Source organism: Erwinia aphidicola (assembly GCF_024169515.1).
Lineage (GTDB): Bacteria > Pseudomonadota > Gammaproteobacteria > Enterobacterales > Enterobacteriaceae > Erwinia > Erwinia aphidicola.
In genome coordinates, this window is the sequence record NZ_JAMKCQ010000001.1 from 4,628,652 (window position 1) to 4,646,923 (window position 18,272).

The window sequence follows — 18,272 nt, forward strand, 5'->3', positions numbered from 1 at the left end:
TCCCGGCCACTGAGCCGGGATTTTACTTTATACACCAGTCAGTTACCGTTCTGTCTTTGTGGCTTACTGATCACCTCGATCAGCTCCGTCATCTGTCGCTGCTTGCGGGCCGATAGCTTACAGACCTTCCTCAGCGTCTGCATAATCTCCGGTTCCGGCTCTGCCTGCCGGGCCGTAATCACCAGGCAGCCCGCCATCACCCGCACGTCAATCTTCACCCCGGTATCAAACCCCGCCTGTTCCAACCAGTCGCCCTTCAGGTTCATGCTGGAGCTGTAGGTGTAGCGTGCCGCGCTGCTTCTGGTTTTGGGGTGGCGCGTGCCGGTACAGCTGACGGTATACTGCCGCTGCACTTTGGGCACGCTCAACGCCGGGCAAAACCTGTCGATAACGGCAACCGGTAAGAATAACGCCGCGCAAAGCGGCGATATCGCGATATCCGGCAGTCAGCTGAAGGCGGGCAAAAACCTGACGCTCGACGCCGCGCGGGATATTACCCTGCACTCCGCGCAAAACAGCGAATCCACAACGGGCACTAACAGCAGTAAAGGCGGTAGCGTCGGCGTGGGTATCGGCGCCGGTACGGGCGGCTACGGCATCAGCGTCTCTGCCGGGGTGAACGCCGGTAAGGGGCATGAGAACGGCAGCGGCCTGACCCACAGCGAAACCACGCTCGACGCGGGCAGCCATCTCAGCCTGACCAGCGGCCGCGACACCACCCTGAAAGGGGCGCAGGCCAGCGGGGAAAAAATCACCGTTGACGCCGGGCGCAACCTGACGCTGGAAAGCGAGCGGGACAGCGACCGCTATAACGCAAAGCAGCAGAACGCCAGCGCGGGCGGCAGCTTCACCTTCGGCTCAGCCGGTTCCGCCAGCGTCAGCGCCAGCCGGGACAGGCTCAAAAGCAACTTTGACAGCGTCAAAGAGCAGACCGGGCTGTTTGCGGGCAAAGGCGGCTATGACGTCACCGTCAAAGAGCACACCCGGCTCGACGGCGCGGTAATAGCCAGCACGGCGGAGAGCGACAAGAACCGCCTCGATACCGGCACGCTGGGCTGGAGCGACATCCACAACCAGGCAGATTACCGCGCCACGCACAGCGGCGGCAGCCTCAGCACCGGCGGCCCGGTGGGCAAGGACCTGCTGACCAATATGGCCGGCGGCATGCTGTCGGGCGCCAACAACAGCGGCCATGCAGAGGGCACGACGAAGGCCGGGGTCAGTGAAGGCGCCCTGCTCATCCGTGACCAGGACGGGCAGCAGCAGGATGTCACCACCCTGAACCGGGATACCGACCACGCCAACGACGGCAGCATCAGCCCGATATTTAACAGGGAGAAGGAGCAGAACCGACTCAGGCAGGCCCAGCTTATCGGCGAAATCGCCGGTCAGGCGATGGACGTTATCCGCACCCAGGGCGACATCGCCGGGCTGAAGGCGCAGACCGACCCGGCGGCGCTGGCGCAGGCGCGCGAGCAGCTGGCCAAAGACGGTAAAGCAACCGGCAGCGCGGCGGTGATGCAGCGCGCCTACGACAACGCGATGCGGCAGTACGGCACCGGCAGCGACCTGCAGAAGGCGGCGCAGGCGGTAACGGGCGCGCTGACGGCGCTGGCGGGCAACAACCTGGCCGGGGCGCTGGCGAGCGGCGCATCGCCGTATCTGGCGACGGAAATTAAGAAGCTGACCACCAACCCGCTGACCGGCAAGGTGGACGTGGCCAGCAACGCGATGGCGCACGCGGTGCTGGGCGCGGTGACGGCGCAGCTGAACAACCAGTCGGCCGTGGCCGGCGGGCTGGGCGCCGGCGGCGGCGAACTGGCGGCGCGGGTTATCGCCGGGCAGCTGTTCCCGGGCAAAACCGCAGACCAGCTGAGCGAAAGTGAGAAACAGCAGGTCAGCGCGCTGAGCCAGCTGGCCTCAGGGCTTGCAGGCGGCCTGGCATCGGGCGATACTGGCGGTGCTGTGGCGGCCGCCCAGGCGGGTAAGAATGCGGTGGAGAATAATGCGCTGCATGCCGATCAGATAGATGCATTTGCAGCGAAAGCGAAAGGGTGTGAGGTTCGTGGCGACTGTCAGCAGGTCGTGAAAGAGATGGAGGATCTGAGCCTTAAGCAGCAGAAAGAAATGATTGCTGTGTGTGCTTCGGACCCTAAAGCCTGTAAAGCGACTTATGGTGATATACCGGCTAACGGCATGCTGGTTCGTGAAGCAATAGATCGCGTACTTGGTGATGATGTACCATCAAAAATGAAGAACGATATGTCTTCATTGCTGGCACAGCAGATCGAAGCTGAGGGAGTTGTCTCCAGTACCGAGTTCGCAAATCAGTTGCAGAGCCGCTACGATATAGACCCACAGCAGGCAGAGATTTATGCGGCGGCAGCGCTGGGTGCTGTAACCGGTGGGATGGGTAAAGGCGGTAAACCTGCTGCCGGAACGGAAGGTAAGAACATCGTTCTTGTGGACTCCGGCAAGAAAGGAGCCTGGAACAAGGCGATGAACAAGCCAGAACCGAATACGGTTTATAAGGTTGATGGGAACAAAACATTCCAGACGGATGAACAAGGCAGAACCAGCTTTGCCGAAGGTACATTGTCTTGGGGTAAAAATGACAGAAATACTTATCAGCAATGTAAAGCTGGTCAATGTGGTAATCCTGGTGATGAAGGTGGACATTTAATTGCCAGCATTTTTAATGGTCCAGGTGAGAAACTCAACCTCGTTCCGATGGATGGAAATCTGAATAAAGGTGTGTGGAAGCAGATGGAAAATACTTGGGCCAGTGCTTTGAGAAATGGTCAGCAAGTCAATGTAAAAATAGCGCCAGTTTATATCGGGGATAGCAAACGTCCCGATAGTTTTAGTGTAATATATTCCATTGATGGTGCTCGTCCAGTTATCAAAGATATTAGCAATACTCCGGGAGGGCTAAAATGAAAGAATTAGATGATCTACATAATAAAATTGGTCACCTTTTAGTAGGTGCTGGCCCAGAGAATGCTAAGAAGATCATTGCTCGAGCCAAATTACCACTTGATGGTGAGTCATGTGAGTATGAATATGATTACATTGATCAGACAGACAGTGAAGACTGGTTTGTGCCTGATAAGTTAGCCAGCCATGACCTTAGGTTGCTATTAGTTAAAATGCGGAATTTTTATATTAAAAATAACATGACTAATGGAAAACCAGCATGGACATCATGTGAAATAACCGTTGATATACCAGAAGAAAAAATAAGCATAAATCTTCAATACGATGATTAACTGTAATCCCAGCCCTCGCAGCTGGGATTTTACCTTATATACCAGTCAGTTACCGCCATTTCTCTGCGGCCTGCTGATCACCTCGATCCGCTCAGTCACCTGCCGCTGCTTGCGGGCTGACAGCCTACAGACCTTCCTCAGCGTCTGCATAATCTCCGGTTCCGGCTCCGGCTGCTGTGCCGTAATTACCAGGCAGCCCGCCATCACCCGCACGTTAATCTTCACCACGTTATCAAACCCCGCCTGCTACAGCCAGTCGCCCTTCAGGTTCATGCTGGAGCTGTAGGTGAAGCGTGCCGCGCTGCTTCTGGTTTTGGGGTGGCGCGTGCCGGTACAGCTGACGGTATACTGCCGCTGCGCTTTGGGCACGCTCAGCGCCGGGCAAAACCTGTCGATAACGGCAACCGGTAAGAATAACGCCGCGCAAAGCGGCGATATCGCGATATCCGGCAGTCAGCTGAAGGCGGGCAAAGCGCTGACCCTTGACGCGGCGCGGGATATTATTACCCTGCACTCCGCGCAAAACAGCGAATCCACAACGGGCACTAACAGCAGTAAAGGCGGCAGCGTCGGCGTGGGTATCGGCGCCGGTACGGGCGGCTACGGCATCAGCGTCTCTGCCGGGGTCAACGCCGGTAAAGGGCATGAGAACGGCAGCGGCCTGACCCACAGCGAAACCACGCTCGACGCGGGCAGCCATCTCAGCCTGACCAGCGGCCGCGACACCACCCTGAAAGGGGCGCAGGCCAGCGGGGGAAAAATCACCGTTGACGCCGGGCGCAACCTGACGCTGGAAAGCGAGCGGGACAGCGACCGCTATAACGCAAAGCAGCAGAACGCCAGCGCGGGCGGCAGCTTCACCTTCGGCTCAGCCGGTTCCGCCAGCGTCAGCGCCAGCCGGGACAGGCTCAAAAGCAACTTTGACAGCGTCAAAGAGCAGACCGGGCTGTTTGCGGGCAAAGGCGGCTATGACGTCAGGGTTGGCGAGCATACTCAACTGGATGGTGCCGTCATTGCAAGCACCGCGGACGCGGACAGCAACCGCCTTGATACCGGCACGCTGGGCTGGAGCGACATCCACAACCAGGCAGATTACCGCGCCACGCACAGCGGCGGCAGCCTCAGCACCGGCGGGCCGGTGGGCAGGGACCTGCTGACCAATATGGCCGGCGGCATGCTGTCGGGCGCCAACAACAGCGGCCATGCAGAGGGCACGACGAAGGCCGGGGTCAGTGAAGGCGCCCTGCTCATCCGTGACAAGGACAGGCAGCAGCAGGATATCACCACCCTGAACCGGGATACCGACCACGCCAACGACGGCAGCATCAGCCCGATATTTAACAGGGAGAAGGAGCAGAACCGGCTCAGGCAGGCGCAGCTTATCGGCGAAATCGCCGGTCAGGCGATGGACGTTATCCGCACCCAGGGCGACATCGCCGGGCTGAAGGCGCAGACCGACCCGGCGGCGCTGGCGCAGGCGCGGGAGCAGCTGAAGAAGGACGACAAACCGTTCCGCGAGTCGGACGTGATGCAGCGCGCCTATAACAACGCGATGCAGCAGTACGGCACCGGCAGCGACCTGCAGAAGGCGGCGCAGGCGGTAACGGGCGCGCTGACGGCGCTGGCGGGCAACAACCTGGCCGGGGCGCTGGCGAGCGGCGCATCGCCGTATCTGGCGACGGAAATTAAGAAGCTGACCACCAACCCGCTGACCGGCAAGGTGGACGTAACCAGCAACGCGATGGCGCACGCGGTGCTGGGCGCGGTAACGGCGCAGCTGAACAACCAGTCGGCCGTGGCCAGCGGGCTGGGCGCCGGCGGCGGCGAACTGGCGGCGCGGGTTATCGCCGGGCAGCTGTTCCCGGGCAAGACGACAGACCAGCTGAGCGAAAGCGAGAAACAGCAGGTCAGCGCGCTGAGCCAGCTGGCCTCAGGACTTGCAGGCGGCCTGGCGACGGGCGATACTGGCGGTGCTGTGACGGCCGCTCAGGCGGGCAAGAATGCGGTTGAGAATAATGCGCTGAGCGGCAAAGATGCCCAGGAGAAAAACAGCATTGAGCTTGCACTGTCAGAAACCGGACTGGCCCTGCACCCAAGAACGCCTGAAGAAGTGGCTGCACTGGAAGAGCGACACGACCAGCTAACCAAACTTGACGCCGAAGTTGATCAGTATGTGCAGGATGCGTGTTCCCAGGGGCGGGCATCGCCCGCCTGTCAGGATGCGAATGCTCTGGCACAGGGTCTACAGGACAGTTACAACGATTATCTGGGCAGGCTGACGTATAAAGAGCTGAATCGCGAAGATTACGCTCAAGTCAGCCAGATAGTGGCGAATACCTCAGCTGATAAATGGGATTACGCAATAGAGGGTTACGCGAAATCACAGAACATCAGCTACCAGGAAGCGAAAGACCGTTTTGCGCTGGCAATAAATATCAATCAGGCAGCTGATATTGCTGGAATATTTTATGGGCTGAAAGGCAACGAGGGCGGCAAAACAGGAATCAGCAGCGCAGCGGCATCAACGCTAAAGCAGCTGATGACGAAGTATGACGAATTCAAGCAGAACATTGCCAGTAGCACCAAGGGGAATAATGACGGGCTGATAACGGCCACTCCCGGAGCGGGATATGCGGGCAGTGAAGGCTCTGAAGTGTCATCCAGTGCACATCTGTCTGTGGGCGCAGGCGGTAAAGGGAATAGCACAGGAAAAAGCAGCGCAATTCCGGTGTCAGAACCTATTAAGGTTAGCAATGGGTTAGTATATAAATCTAACCCTAAGCATACATTAGGTCAGCAGGGTAACAGGCCAAATGCAGGAATCGAGCCTAAAGATTCCCTTAGCCTATTTGAGCATTCAATCCCCAGCCCGAAACAATACCCTAATAAAGAGGTTCGTTTTGCCGTCGATAGTCAAGGCAATGTTCATCGATTTGAAGGTACAAATGGGCAGTATCACTGGAATGGGAGTACCGGGGATAAGAATGCGTTAACAAGCGGTCAAATACCGAATGCTGTTCAGAAACAGTTGGGAGTAAGAATAAAATGATTTACGGCGATCCTTTTTGTTTATCTCTACAATTTGATGTGGTTGATGAATGGAGTACACCCAATGACATTTGGAAAAATGGACTTTTTTCACTGTGTATTGATGGGCGTGTGATTTTTAATGTCGTGGATGTTTTTGAATTAACGACAACATTTAGTTTCTACTCTAAAGCACCAATTGAAAGTTTAAATGTTAATGATGCTTCTATTGATGCAAGAATTCTTTATAGCAACGCCACAGATTACTTCTTAGGTGATAGTGAAGAGTTAATTGATGGGCTGTTTGATATGACATGCACTCCAATGGGGGATAATGGCTTCTATCTTTACTTTCTAAAAACAAGCATTGGTGACAAATTAATATGGAGCACTAATTATGGGGATGAAATTAATGAAACAATGTTGCCTGCGGGAACTGTACTTAGTGTAATCAATCAGTTAAGACAGACATCTTTATAAAATTAATCCCGGACTTCGATCCGGGAATGTTAGGCGGTTCTCTGTGAGTCGTGTTGTTCACTGTGCGGCAGAGCGCCGCGTCCCTGCGTCGATCTGCCTTAATCGTGTCCCGTATACGCGGGGGTAAACGGCCGCCCGTCCAGCGCTAAGCGGTGGCGTTCTCTGCGTTCATGCTGCTGGTCGAACGTCCGTTCAACATAATGTACGGGTATTATGCGCAACCGTCCCGCAAATCTTTACAGCGAAGTCCCGCTTCAACGCGCGAACCTTCTTCGCACAATACATAAGCAGGACGAGTGTACGTTGAGCCGGGATATGGCGCATGCGGCGAAAAGCCTGAATACGATATTTGACAAAAAGAAGGAGCAGAACAGGCGCAGCTTATCGGCGAAATCGCCGGTCAGGCGATGGACGTTATCCGCACCCAGGGCGACATCGCCGGGCTGAAGGCGCAGACCGACCCGGCGGCGCTGGCGCAGGCGCGGGAGCAGCTGGAGAAGGACGACAAACCGTTCCGCGAGTCGGACGTGCTGCAGCGCGCCTATAACAACGCGATGCGGCAGTACGGCACCGGCAGCGACCTGCAGAAGGCGGCGCAGGCGGTAACGGGCGCGCTGACGGCGCTGGCGGGCAACAACCTGGCCGGGGCGCTGGCGAGCGGCGCATCGCCGTATCTGGCGACGGAAATCAAGAAGCTGACCACCAACCCGCTGACCGGCAAGGTGGACGTGGCCAGCAACGCGATGGCGCACGCGGTGCTGGGCGCGGTCACGGCGCAGCTGAACCACCAGTCGGCCGTGGCCGGCGGGCTGGGCGCCGGCGGCGGCGAGCTGGCGGCGCGCTACATCGCCGGGCAGCTGTTCCCGGGCAAGACGACAGACCAGCTGAGCGAAAGCGAGAAACAGCAGGTCAGCGCGCTGAGCCAGCTGGCCGCAGGGCTTGCAGGCGGCCTGGCAACGGGCGATACTGGCGGTGCTGTGACGGCCGCTCAGGCGGGCAAGAATGCGGTGGAGAATAACTCACTGAGCGGGGATAAAGCCCGCGAATCGGTTAAGCAGAGCGCTGAACACTGGAAAGATCAGGTCCGGGATAAGCTGGGCAACGGTACAACCTCCTCCATCGCGAACGGGATTATCAATGCCCTGGCTGATACGGGTGATGCGGCACTGGGTGGGGCGGATTACGCTGCTGATGCAGCGATGGCGCTGGCGTCATGTGCAGCCGGTGACAGTTACTGTGGTACAGCTCTTAATGATCTGGCCGGGAAGAATCAGGCGGTAGCAGACAGCGTTAAGGCGCTGATGCAAAGCGAAACCTGGTCAGCAGTCGCCGACACCATCAAACAAGCGTCTGAAGGGAATCAGGCGGCGCTGGAAGCCACAGGCGGGATGGTGGCAAGTATTATCCTGCCAAGTAAGAAAGTTCCACACGTCCCTAATGCCGGGGCTGTTGGGAATATGAGCGAACTTCTGAAAAAGTCAGGATTTGGTAGTGATATTAAAGATGTCACAAGGAAAACCGCGAAGCAATATCAAGGACAGAGCATTTACCAAGCTCAAAATAAAACTGGTGATACGATAAAGAAAGGCGACCAGTTATACCTTGATGCTAAACATAAAGATCATTTAGAAGTGTTTGATAAAAATGGTAATTTCAAGGCTGTTCTTAACTTGGATGGCTCGGTTAATTTTGATAAAACCAAAGCTGGGCAAGGGAGGAAACTGAAAATTGACTAAATTAAATTACATTAAAGAGGCGTTATCTGATGTGGCAAAAGTTTGCAACATTCGTGAAGACGAACTTTCTGTTGATTACTCATTAAACTTAGATGAAGAATTATGTAGTGAGTTGGAAAAATTAGAAAAAATATCATTGGTGCTAAGAAAAGCATTAGATGAGAAAGATATGATTGCTGTTCAGGCAGCATTGATTATGTCTAGAATTCATTCAATGAATTTGCGGAATTTTTTCAACGATATATATGATGATATTGAAATGATTGGTTGGACTGAACGTTTTAACTGGCCAGAAATTCCAGAGGATTATCGAATACCTGAACATTACAATCATCCGATTAAGTAATAATAAATCCCGGCCATCAGACCGGGATTTTACTTTATACTCAGTCAGTTACCCTTTAGCCGCCCGCTTCTTCGGCCGGACAATCTTGCGGATAAACTCTGCTATTTGCAGCTGCTATCAGGCGGGATATCCCACTATTTCAGCTCCCGACAATGATACCCGCTGTTACGTTTAAACTTCGGCACGTCACAGGTGTTGTGTAACGCCCCCGGGAATTCCTTCAGCCACTGCGCCACCTTCCTGCGGTTAATCGGCACCACGCTCAGGCCCTCGATGCAGCCCCACAGTTCGCGGGTGTCCTGGGTGGTGATCACGATACAGTCGGGCATCACCCGGATCTTAATCGGCATCCCCGGTATCAAACCCCGCCTGTTCCAGCCAGTCGCCCTTGAGGTTAATGCTGGGGCTGTAGGTGTAGCGTGCCGCGCTGCTTCTGGTTTTGGGGTGGCGCGTGCTGGTGCAGCTGATGCTGTACCCTGCCCTTCCCTGGTAATGACTGTTTAACTCTTTGATTTATGAAACCCGCTAAAAAATCAGAAAACTGTGGAGGCTCTTAACATTTTTTATCAACGTTTACGCCTCTTTTTTTTCCATTGTTGAATACTTATCGGATACCAGAAGCTACCCGCAGGACAGCGACCGCAATAATGCGAAACAGTAAATAGTTTGGAATAGACGTCGAAAAATCTACCTATAGCCAGGCACAGCGATTGCTCGCTGAGCTCCAGTGGTACGGCGGATAATAATCTTCTGACCAGCATGGCCGGCAGCATGCTCCTGGAGAATATTTAACGTTGACACACCTCCCTGCCATGATTATTATGCGCCCCGTTCAAACGATTCCTCTGTAGTTCAGTCGGTAGAACGGCGGACTGTTAATCCGTATGTCACTGGTTCGAGTCCAGTCAGAGGAGCCATATTTAGAGAAGCCCGCTCGGGGAAACCTGAGCGGGCTTTTTGTTTTCAGCAGGAATTGTTTATAACGCAAAGCCAAAATGGGAGCCGTCCGGCAGTTCTACATCAAGCCGCAGCTTGCCACCCGCTGCCTCAACATCGCGTTTGAGAGAAGTTGGAGGCGTGTTCGGGGGTTTCGAGGTAACAGACATTTGTTTGCATGACTTTGCGAGCATGAGCGCAAAGTGGTTAAAAATAAGCGTCGCCATCACCCTAGCCCCCACGCACCGTCCCTCTCCAGATAAAATCGGCATGATAGAGCCGCGTTTCGCCGGGCATCTCCAGCCCAGGGGGGGGAGGTAACTCCCCTTCCTTCTGCTCTTCAGCAATCAGCCACTGCACCGCGTCACGGGCGAACTGCTCGACCGGCTGTGCGAAGGTGGTGAGATGATAGGAGGACCAGGCAGCCTGCGGAATATCGTCGTAGCCCGCCACGCAGAGATCCTTGGGGATGCGCAGGGAAAAGCGGTGACGCGCCTCATCCATAAAGCCGCAGGCCAGCAGATCGGTAACGCAGAACACCGCATCCGGACGCTCGCGTCGGGTCAACAGGCGATGTGCGAGGATCTGCCCGCTCTCATAGGAGGTAGTGCCGAAGCGCTCAACGCTGACGCTCAGCCCGGCCGCTTGCGCCGCCTGTAAAAATCCGCGCTCGCGCGCCATCAGGCTTGGGGTGCCCGCCAGCGAGTTGGCAAAGGCCAGCTTCTTGCAGCCCGCCCGGGCAAACGCCATCACCACCCGGCTGGCGGCCTCTTCATTATCCAGATTGATACTGAGCGATCCGGGCAGCGCGTCGTTGCGGTTGATCAGCACCAGCCGCTGGCCGTGCTTGTGGCACAGGCGGGCAATGGCGCTCTCCGGCATTCCGGAGAGGACAAAAGACGCATCGGCGCGGTAATTGATCGCCTGCTGCAGCGCCTGGGAGACGCTGTCATCGGAACGATCGGTGTTGATCAGCATGGCGATTTTGCCCGCTTCCTGCAGGTGCTGCGTCACCAGCCGCACCAGGCTGGCGCGATATGGCGTGGCCAGTTCGGAGACAATCAGGCAGACAATGCCGCTGCGGTTGCGCACCAGCCCGCGCGCCAGATGATTGACGTGATAACCCAGCGCTTCCGCCGCTGCCATCACCCGCTTGCGCGTTGCCGCCGACACGCTGGCCCCCGGCGTAAAGGTGCGCGACACCGCCGAACGGGATACCCCGGCCAGCTCCGCCACGTCCTGCGCACTGACTACCGTTTTCTCCACCGCCATATCTCTTCCGCCTGATCACTGTACGCCAGAGAGTCTGTCGCACTTTGCAAGGCTGTGCAAATAAATTTGTTAGACAATTGTTTCATTTTTGTGACATGGCCGTGGAGTTGCGTATCAGCGCGATTGACAGCGCAATTATTAATCATTATTCCTTTGCACACACGTGCAAAAAACCGCGTGCATAAAAACCTGGCGACAACGTATCGCTACCCTACACAACCAAGGAGAACACCATGCATCGCGTCACTCTGATGGCCGCTATTGCTGCCGCTACCACGCTCTCTGCCCTGCCCGCCTGTGCCGCCGGAAAGCTGAATATGATCTGCTCCGCGGATGTCGTGGTTTGTGAGCAAATGACCAACCTGTTTGAAAAACAGCACCCGGATATCAAGGTCAGCATGGTGCGCCTCTCCGCTGGCGAAGCCTATGCCCGCATTCGCACTGAAGCCCGCAACCCGCGTACCGATATCTGGTGGGCAGGCACCGGCGACCCGCACATGCAGGCGGCGGATGAGGGCTTAACCCAGGTGTACAAATCTCCGCTGCTTGACCAGCAGCAGGACTGGGCACGCAAGCAGGCCGAAAGCGCCGGATATCGCACCATCGGCGTGTATGCCGGAGCGCTTGGCTGGGGCTACAACACGAAACTGGTCGCGGATAAGAAATTAAAAGCCCCGGCCTGCTGGGCCGATCTGCTCGACCCGTCGTACAAGGGCGAAATCCAGATGGCAAACCCGAACTCGTCCGGCACCGCCTATAACACCCTCGCCACCCTGGTGCAGATCATGGGCGAAGAGAAAGCCTTCGACTACCTGAAAAAGCTTAACGCCAATATCTCCCAGTACACCAAATCCGGCTCGGCCCCGGTGAAAGCCGCGGCGCGTGGCGAAACCACCATCGGCATCGTGTTTATGCATGACGCGGTGGCGATGCAGGTCGATGGCTTCCCGATCAAGGCCGTGGCACCGTGCGAAGGCACCGGCTATGAGATTGGCTCGATGTCGATTGTGAAAGGCGCCCGCAACCTCGCCAGTGCCAAAGTGTGGTACGACTGGGCGCTGAGCGCGGAAGCGCAGTCGCATATGAAAGATGCCAAATCCTTCCAGCTGCCATCGAATAAAAACGCCGCCATCTCCGAATATGCGCCGCGCTTTGAGAACATCAAGCTGATCGATTACGACTTTAAAACCTACGGCGACTCGGCAAAACGCAAAGCGCTGCTCAGCCGCTGGGATAAAGAGATCGGCGCCAGCGCCCAATAACTGTCGAGGTGAAGATGAATGCTCAAAACCGCCGCCTCGACGGGGCTTTACTGCTGGGCGCACTGGCAATTCTGCTGCTGCCCTGGTACAGCCTCGAAGCCGGATTCTTCGACTTCGGCTGGCTGACCACGCTGTGGCAGGAGGGCGAAAGCGCTCCGGCGCTGTGGCAAATCGCGCTATTCGGCCGCCCGTGGCTGGCCGTGGCTGTGTTGATGCTGGTGCTGTGCGCGCTGGGCCGCCTGCTGCACATCGGCACGCTGCGCTCGGGCGTGCTGCTGGGGGCCAGCGCGGCCGGCGTGCTGTTCCTGCTGTTTGAGGGTCACGCCATCGGCTACAGCGGCTGGAACTGGCAGTGGAGCGAGCAGCTCTTCGGCGCGCTGAGCGACGGCCAGCCGGCGTTTGGCGCCGGGGCGATCCTGCTGCTGACCACTTTCCTGCTGCTGTTCTCCTTTGCGCTGGCCGAGCGCGGCGTGCTAAAGGGCGATGCCTTTGTTGTTGCGGCCATTGTGCTGCTGGTGGCGCTGGTCACTACCTTCGTGCTCTACCCGGTGCTGAGCATGTTTGTCGCCTCGGTACAGGATATAGACGGCTCGTTTAAACCCGACGGCATGATCGCTAATATTCAGGATCCGGCGATCTGGAGCCTGGGCTGCCTGAGCGGCGGCAGCTGCGGCACCGCATGGCGCACGCTGTGGCTGGCGCTGATGACCGCCAGCGGATCCACGCTGCTGGGGCTGGCGTTTGCGCTGGCCGCGACGCGCACGCCGCTGCCGTTCAAAAAGGGGCTGCGCCTGCTGACCGTGCTGCCGATCATCACGCCGCCGTTTGTGATTGGCCTGGCGCTGATGCTGCTGTTTGGCCGCGCCGGGGTGGTTACCGAGCTGCTCTCCTCGCTGTTCGGCATTGAACCCGGCCGCTGGCTGTATGGCCTGACCGGGATCTGGATTGCGCAGGTGCTTTCGTTTACGCCTATCGCCTTCCTGGTGCTGATCGGCGTGGTCGAGGGCGTCAGCCCGTCGCTGGAGGAAGCGTCGCAGACCCTGCGCGCTAACCGCTGGCGCACCTTCCGCTCGGTATCGCTACCGCTGATGGCGCCGGGGCTGGCAAACGCATTTCTCATCAGCTTTATCGAGAGCATGGCGGACTTCGGCAACCCAATGGTGCTGGGCGGCAGTCACGGCGTACTGTCGACGGAGATCTTCTTCTCGGTGGTCGGCGCGCAGAATGACCCGAGCCGCGCGGCGGTGCTGGCGATTATCCTGCTGTGCTTCACCCTCAGCGCCTTTATTCTGCAGCGCCTGTGGCTGGCGGGGAAAAACTTCGCCACCGTCACCGGCAAAGGCGATTCCGGCCAGCACTGCGGGCTGCCGCGCGCGCTGCGCTACGGGGTTTATGCGCTGGTGATCCCGTGGGGCCTGTTCACGCTGGTGGTCTACGGCATGATTTTGATTGGCGGCTTTGTGCAGTCGTGGGGGCTGGACAGCAGCCTGACGCTGGCGCACTACGCCCGTGCCTTCGGCTTCCACTGGAATGAAGGGCAGATTGTCTGGACCGGCGTGGCGTGGAACTCGTTCTGGACTACGATGGAAATTTCGCTGATTGCCGCCCCGCTTACGGCAATAGTTGGCCTGCTGACCGCGTGGCTGATCGTGCGGCAGAAGTTTGCCGGGCGCCAGACCTTCGAGTTTATGCTGATGCTGAGCTTTGCCATTCCCGGCACGGTGATCGGGGTCAGCTACATCATGGCCTACAACCTGCCGCCGCTGGAGATCACCGGCACGGCACTGATCCTCGTCGCCTGCTTTGTGTTCCGCAATATGCCGGTTGGCGTGCGCGGCGGGATTGCCGCCATGAGCCAGCTGGACCGCAGCCTGGATGAAGCCTCCCTCACGCTCGGTGCCAGCAGCTTCCGCACCCTGCGTAAGGTGATCCTGCCGCTGCTGAAGCCGGCGATCAGCGCCGCGCTGGTGTATGCCTTTGTGCGTGCTATCACCTCGATCAGCGCGGTGATCTTCCTCGTCAGCGCCCAGTACAACATGGCCACCTCCTATATTGTCGGGCTGGTGGAAAATGGGGAATACGGCGTGGCTATCGCTTACTCCTCGGTGCTTATCGTGGTGATGCTGGCGGTGATCCTCACCTTCCAGCTGCTGGTCGGTGAACGCCGCCTGCGCCGCACTAATCGCGTGGCCACGGCGCCTGTCGCCGCGGTTCCAACCACTTTATCTCAGGAGAGTGCCGTATGACCGCCATCAAAACCGGTTCCGTGGTGTTTGAAAACGTCAGTAAACAGTTCGCCGGCTTTACCGCCCTGCCCGACCTGTCGCTCACCGTCGAGCCGGGTACGCTGGTGACGCTGCTCGGCCCCAGCGGCTGCGGCAAAACCACTACCCTGCGTCTGCTGGCCGGGCTGGAGCACCCGACGTCCGGGCGCATCCTGATCGGCGGCAAGGACGTCACCCATCTGCCCGCCAACGAGCGCGATGTGGCGATGGTGTTTCAGTCCTACGCGCTGTTCCCGCATATGAATGCGCTGGATAACGTGATGTACGGCCTCAGCGCCAGCGGCTTGAGTCGTAAGGAGGCGCAGGACCGGGCGCGTGAAGGGCTGAAGCTGGTCGGGCTGGAGACCATGGGCCAGCGCCTGCCTGCCGAACTCTCGGGCGGGCAGCAGCAGCGTATTGCCGTGGCGCGCGCGCTGGTGCTGGAGCCGCAGGTGCTGCTGCTTGACGAGCCGTTATCTAACCTGGATGAACGCCTGCGCCGCCGCGTGCGCACTGAGATCCGCGATCTGCAGCAGCGCCTCGGCTTTACCGCCGTGTACGTCACGCACGATCAGGAGGAAGCGCTGGCGGTCTCCGATAAGATAATTGTCATGAAAGAGGGGCATATTGCCCAGCAGGGCGCACCGCAGGCGCTGTACCACTCCCCTGCCTCGGTGTTTATCGCCGATTTTATGGGCGAGGCAAATATCCTGCCCTGCGCCGTAGAGCGGGTGGAAGGCGGCGAAGCGCTGATCGTTCTCGGCAGTCGCACTTACCGCGTGCCCGGCATGCAGGCGCGACCAGGGGCAGCACAGCTGTCGGTGCGGCCAAAGTTTATTACGCTGCACGCCGACCAGCCCGGTGCGCTGAACGGGGAAGTGACCCACAGCACCTGGCTGGGCGATCACATCGAATATGAAGTGCAGACCGAGCTTGGCGCGCTGTTTGTTATCGATGTGCAGATGGAGCGCCAGCTGGCGCCCGCCACAGCGGTATCCGTAGATTTTAAACCTCAGGGGCTGGCGCTGATTGCGCAGTGATCCCGCTTTAATAAGGAATGACCATGAGTGACGAGATTTTGCAGCGCCTGGCGCTGGCCGAGCAGGTCGCGCGCCAGGCCGGCGTAAAAGCGCTGGACTATTTTAACCGCCGCGACAGCCTGGTGATTGAAACCAAGCGCGATGCGCAGGACGTGGTGTCGATTGCCGACCGCGAGGTGGAGCTGCTGATCCGCGAGCAGACCGCAGAGCGCTTCCCGCAGGACGGATTCCTCGGCGAGGAGTATGGCCTGCTGCCGGGCAGCTCCGGCTACAGCTGGGTGGTGGACCCGATTGACGGCACCAGCCCGTTCGTTAATGGCATGCCGAACTGGTGCGTATCGGTGGCGGTGATCTATCAGGGCGAGCCGGTAATCGGCGTAATTATGGCACCGTGCCAGCAGGAGTGCTTTGTCTCGGCACGCGGCCAGGGCGCGACCCTGAACGGCAAGCCGCTGAAGGTCGACCCGGCGCGCACCATGCAGAATCACGTCACCGGCTTTGGCGCTAACAGCTACGTTACGCCGCAGCGCGTCGGCGAGATTGTCGCTGCCATTACCGCCGTCGGCGGCAACTTCTTCCGCAACGGTTCCGGCGCGATGATGCTGGCCTATGTCGCAGCCGGGCGCCTGGTCGGCTATTACGAACCCCATATGCACGCCTGGGACTGCCTGGCGGGCTACTGCCTGGTGAGCGAGGCGGGCGGCTGGGTACATCCGTTTAACACCGACGGCGAAAACCTGCTGCGCGGCGGCCCTGTGCTGGCAGTAGCACCCGGCGCCAGAGAGGATTTACTGCGCATCGCCCAGCTTTGATCCTCACTGCGGGCGGACCAGAAACAGCGGTCCGCCCCTACATCACGTTCTCGCCACCTCAATGCATTTACCGTAAATCCATTTACGGTAAAAGAAAGGCCACCGTTCTCCACTATATTGATCTGCGTCCGTACACTATGCAGCATTAAATAAAACAATTGTCTCACTCTGCTTCTTTTTCAACGTGAATGTTAATAAGGACGTGATCATGTCTGACGTATTAAGACGCACTAAAATTGTTGCCACCCTGGGGCCGGCAACCGACCGCGATAACAACTTAGAAAAAATCATCAGGGCCGGGGCGAATGTGGTCCGGCTTAACTTCTCCCACGGCAGCGCCGCCGACCATATTGCCCGGGCGCAGCGCGTGCGCGACGTGGCGCAGCGTCTTGGCCGCCAGGTGGCGATCCTCGGCGATTTGCAGGGGCCGAAAATCCGCGTATCGACCTTTAAGGAGGGCAAAGCGCTGCTGACGGTCGGCGAGCCGTTTATTCTGGATGCCTGGCTGGAAAAGGGGCTGGGTGACAATCAGCGCGTTGGCATTGATTATAAAGCGCTGCCGGAGGATGTGGTGCCGGGCGATATTCTGCTGCTCGACGATGGCCGCATCCAGCTGCGCGTGATGAGCATTGCCGGGGCCGCCATCCACACCGTTGTCACGGTGGGCGGCGTGCTGTCGAATAATAAAGGCGTCAACAAGCTCGGCGGCGGGCTGTCTGCGGAGGCGCTAACCGAAAAAGATAAGGCGGATATTGTGACCGCCGCCGCGATGAACGTCGACTATCTTGCCGTCTCCTTCCCGCGCAGCGGTGAAGACCTGCGCTACGCGCGCAGGCTGGCGCAGGAAGCGGGCTGCCGCGCGCTGATTGTGGCAAAGGTTGAGCGCGCAGAAGTGGTAGCCACGCCGGAGAGCATGGACGACATGATCCTCGCCTCCGACGTGATTATGGTGGCGCGTGGCGATCTCGGCGTTGAGATTGGCGATGCTGCGCTGGTGGCGGTGCAAAAGCGCCTGATTGCCCGCTCGCGCCAGCTCAACCGCGTGGTGATCACCGCCACGCAGATGATGGAGTCGATGATCACCAATCCGCTGCCGACCCGCGCCGAAGTGATGGACGTGGCAAATGCGGTACTTGACGGCACCGATGCGGTGATGCTCTCTGCCGAAACCGCCGCCGGCAGCTTCCCGGCAGAAGCGGTCGCCGCCATGCACGGCGTCTGCCTGGGGGCGGAACGCGTGCCGAGCGTCACGGTGTCGAAGCATCGCCTTGAGGTGCAGTTCGATAACATTGAAGAGATGACGGCGATGTCGGCAATGTATGCCGCCAACCATCTGACCGGGGTAAAAGCGGTGATCGCCATGACCGAATCCGGGCGCACCGCGCGCATGATGTCGCGCATTACCTCACGCCTGCCGATTTTCGCCCTCTCCCGCCATCAGTCCACGCTTAACCTCACCACGCTGTACCGCGGGGTGACGCCGGTGCTGTTTAACGGCCATGCGGAGGGCGTGGAGTCGGCGCAGGATGCGATCGCGCTGCTGCGGGAAGCGGGTTATCTCAGTTCGGGGGATCTGGTGGTGCTGTCGCAGGGGGACAGCGTGGGGCTGATTGGCAGCGCGAATACCTGCCGGATTTGTATCGTCGATTAGCGCAAAATAAGGGGCGACCGGAAAAGAGCGTCTTCAATACGAATGGCGCAAATCCGCGGCACGGGTCGACCGGAAAAGAGGGTCTTCAATACGAATGGCGCAAATCCGCGGCACGGGTCGACCGGAAAAGAGGGTCGACCCCTACGGTTTTTAGTAGTGGCTGACCCTCTTTTTCGG

General features: G+C 58.3%; 13 protein-coding genes, 1 tRNA gene and 4 pseudogenes. 13 read left to right on the forward strand and 5 right to left on the reverse strand.

The features are described from left to right. Window positions 1-38: 38 nt before the first annotated feature. Window positions 39-368, reverse strand: a complete 330-nt coding sequence (locus tag J2Y91_RS21560; RefSeq protein WP_133623351.1) for a SymE family type I addiction module toxin — start codon at window positions 366-368, stop codon at window positions 39-41. Between J2Y91_RS21560 and J2Y91_RS21565 the strand changes: the two are divergent. Together J2Y91_RS21565 and J2Y91_RS21570 are read left to right on the forward strand one after the other, a co-directional pair. Beyond that, window positions 361-2,940, forward strand: a pseudogene (locus J2Y91_RS21565) (hemagglutinin repeat-containing protein); the annotation flags it as partial. The gene J2Y91_RS21560 and the pseudogene J2Y91_RS21565 overlap by 8 nt on opposite strands. Beyond that, complete coding sequence (locus J2Y91_RS21570; protein ID WP_133623350.1) at window positions 2,937-3,269, forward strand: hypothetical protein; 333 nt, start codon at window positions 2,937-2,939, stop codon at window positions 3,267-3,269. The pseudogene J2Y91_RS21565 and the gene J2Y91_RS21570, both read left to right, overlap by 4 nt. 45 nt (window positions 3,270-3,314) lie before the next feature. On the opposite strand, the gene J2Y91_RS23200 is transcribed toward J2Y91_RS21570, so the two are convergent. Further along, complete coding sequence (locus tag J2Y91_RS23200) at window positions 3,315-3,473, reverse strand: SymE family type I addiction module toxin (protein WP_494773785.1); 159 nt, start codon at window positions 3,471-3,473, stop codon at window positions 3,315-3,317. A 163-nt stretch (window positions 3,474-3,636) separates the two neighbouring features. On the opposite strand from J2Y91_RS23200, the pseudogene J2Y91_RS23135 reads away from it, so the two are divergent. The 5 genes and pseudogenes from J2Y91_RS23135 to J2Y91_RS21590 form a co-directional block, all read left to right on the forward strand. Next, window positions 3,637-5,313, forward strand: a pseudogene (locus tag J2Y91_RS23135) (hemagglutinin repeat-containing protein); the annotation flags it as partial. 66 nt (window positions 5,314-5,379) lie between these two features. Next, window positions 5,380-6,318: a DUF6862 domain-containing protein gene (locus tag J2Y91_RS23140; protein ID WP_432759792.1), complete on the forward strand. Its 939-nt coding sequence runs from the start codon at window positions 5,380-5,382 to the stop codon at window positions 6,316-6,318. Further along, the gene (locus tag J2Y91_RS21580) at window positions 6,315-6,776 is read left to right on the forward strand and encodes an immunity 42 family protein (protein ID WP_133623349.1); all 462 of its coding nucleotides are present in this window, start codon (window positions 6,315-6,317) and stop codon (window positions 6,774-6,776) included. The genes J2Y91_RS23140 and J2Y91_RS21580 overlap by 4 nt, the downstream gene beginning before the upstream one ends. Window positions 6,777-7,183: 407 nt before the next feature. Beyond that, window positions 7,184-8,512 (forward strand): VENN motif pre-toxin domain-containing protein, encoded by a 1,329-nt coding sequence (locus tag J2Y91_RS21585; protein WP_366521321.1) that lies wholly within the window; start codon window positions 7,184-7,186, stop codon window positions 8,510-8,512. Then, the gene (locus J2Y91_RS21590; RefSeq protein ID WP_133623348.1) at window positions 8,505-8,858 is read left to right on the forward strand and encodes a hypothetical protein; all 354 of its coding nucleotides are present in this window, start codon (window positions 8,505-8,507) and stop codon (window positions 8,856-8,858) included. The genes J2Y91_RS21585 and J2Y91_RS21590 overlap by 8 nt, the downstream gene beginning before the upstream one ends. 134 nt (window positions 8,859-8,992) lie before the next feature. On the opposite strand, the pseudogene J2Y91_RS21595 reads toward J2Y91_RS21590, so the two are convergent. Beyond that, window positions 8,993-9,260, reverse strand: a pseudogene (locus tag J2Y91_RS21595) (SymE family type I addiction module toxin); the annotation flags it as partial. A 439-nt stretch (window positions 9,261-9,699) separates the two neighbouring features. On the opposite strand from J2Y91_RS21595, the gene J2Y91_RS21605 reads away from it, so the two are divergent. After that, window positions 9,700-9,775 (forward strand) — tRNA-Asn (locus J2Y91_RS21605). A gap of 60 nt (window positions 9,776-9,835) precedes the next feature. On the opposite strand, the pseudogene proR reads toward J2Y91_RS21605, so the two are convergent. Both proR and J2Y91_RS21615 read right to left on the reverse strand, forming a co-directional pair. Then, window positions 9,836-9,928 (reverse strand): annotated as a pseudogene (gene proR, locus J2Y91_RS21610) (transcriptional regulator ProR); the annotation flags it as partial. Between the two features lie 97 nt (window positions 9,929-10,025). Continuing rightward, window positions 10,026-11,066 (reverse strand): LacI family DNA-binding transcriptional regulator, encoded by a 1,041-nt coding sequence (locus J2Y91_RS21615; RefSeq protein WP_133623347.1) that lies wholly within the window; start codon window positions 11,064-11,066, stop codon window positions 10,026-10,028. A gap of 233 nt (window positions 11,067-11,299) precedes the next feature. Between J2Y91_RS21615 and J2Y91_RS21620 the strand changes: the two genes are divergently transcribed. The 5 genes from J2Y91_RS21620 (at window position 11,300) to pyk (ending at window position 18,095) form a co-directional block, all read left to right on the forward strand. Beyond that, window positions 11,300-12,328, forward strand: a complete 1,029-nt coding sequence (locus tag J2Y91_RS21620; RefSeq protein ID WP_048918276.1) for an ABC transporter substrate-binding protein — start codon at window positions 11,300-11,302, stop codon at window positions 12,326-12,328. Between the two features lie 14 nt (window positions 12,329-12,342). Beyond that, window positions 12,343-14,574: an ABC transporter permease gene (locus J2Y91_RS21625; RefSeq protein WP_133623346.1), complete on the forward strand. Its 2,232-nt coding sequence runs from the start codon at window positions 12,343-12,345 to the stop codon at window positions 14,572-14,574. Further along, on the forward strand, window positions 14,571-15,632 hold the full coding sequence (locus tag J2Y91_RS21630; protein WP_048918274.1) for an ABC transporter ATP-binding protein: 1,062 nt from the start codon (window positions 14,571-14,573) through the stop codon (window positions 15,630-15,632). Before J2Y91_RS21625 ends, J2Y91_RS21630 begins: the two co-directional genes overlap by 4 nt. A 17-nt stretch (window positions 15,633-15,649) precedes the next feature. Then, entirely contained in the window at window positions 15,650-16,444 is a 795-nt protein-coding gene (locus J2Y91_RS21635; RefSeq protein WP_413449766.1) for an inositol monophosphatase family protein, read from the forward strand. A gap of 208 nt (window positions 16,445-16,652) precedes the next feature. Next, window positions 16,653-18,095 (forward strand): pyruvate kinase, encoded by a 1,443-nt coding sequence (gene pyk / locus J2Y91_RS21640; protein ID WP_133623344.1) that lies wholly within the window; start codon window positions 16,653-16,655, stop codon window positions 18,093-18,095. Window positions 18,096-18,272 lie beyond the last annotated feature (177 nt).

What these genes read in the sequence shown, in the direction of transcription:
- J2Y91_RS21570 (WP_133623350.1), top strand. Translation starts at nt 2,937, where the DNA reads ATGAAAGAATTAGATGATCTACATAATAAAATTGGTCACCTTTTAGTA.
- J2Y91_RS23200 (WP_494773785.1), bottom strand. Translation starts at nt 3,473, where the DNA reads ATGGCGGGCTGCCTGGTAATTACGGCACAGCAGCCGGAGCCGGAACCG.
- J2Y91_RS21580 (WP_133623349.1), top strand. Translation starts at nt 6,315, where the DNA reads ATGATTTACGGCGATCCTTTTTGTTTATCTCTACAATTTGATGTGGTT.
- J2Y91_RS21585 (WP_366521321.1), top strand. Translation starts at nt 7,184, where the DNA reads ATGGACGTTATCCGCACCCAGGGCGACATCGCCGGGCTGAAGGCGCAG.
- J2Y91_RS21615 (WP_133623347.1), bottom strand. Translation starts at nt 11,066, where the DNA reads ATGGCGGTGGAGAAAACGGTAGTCAGTGCGCAGGACGTGGCGGAGCTG.
- J2Y91_RS21620 (WP_048918276.1), top strand. Translation starts at nt 11,300, where the DNA reads ATGCATCGCGTCACTCTGATGGCCGCTATTGCTGCCGCTACCACGCTC.
- J2Y91_RS21625 (WP_133623346.1), top strand. Translation starts at nt 12,343, where the DNA reads ATGAATGCTCAAAACCGCCGCCTCGACGGGGCTTTACTGCTGGGCGCA.
- J2Y91_RS21630 (WP_048918274.1), top strand. Translation starts at nt 14,571, where the DNA reads ATGACCGCCATCAAAACCGGTTCCGTGGTGTTTGAAAACGTCAGTAAA.
- J2Y91_RS21635 (WP_413449766.1), top strand. Translation starts at nt 15,650, where the DNA reads ATGACCATGAGTGACGAGATTTTGCAGCGCCTGGCGCTGGCCGAGCAG.
- pyk (WP_133623344.1), top strand. Translation starts at nt 16,653, where the DNA reads ATGTCTGACGTATTAAGACGCACTAAAATTGTTGCCACCCTGGGGCCG.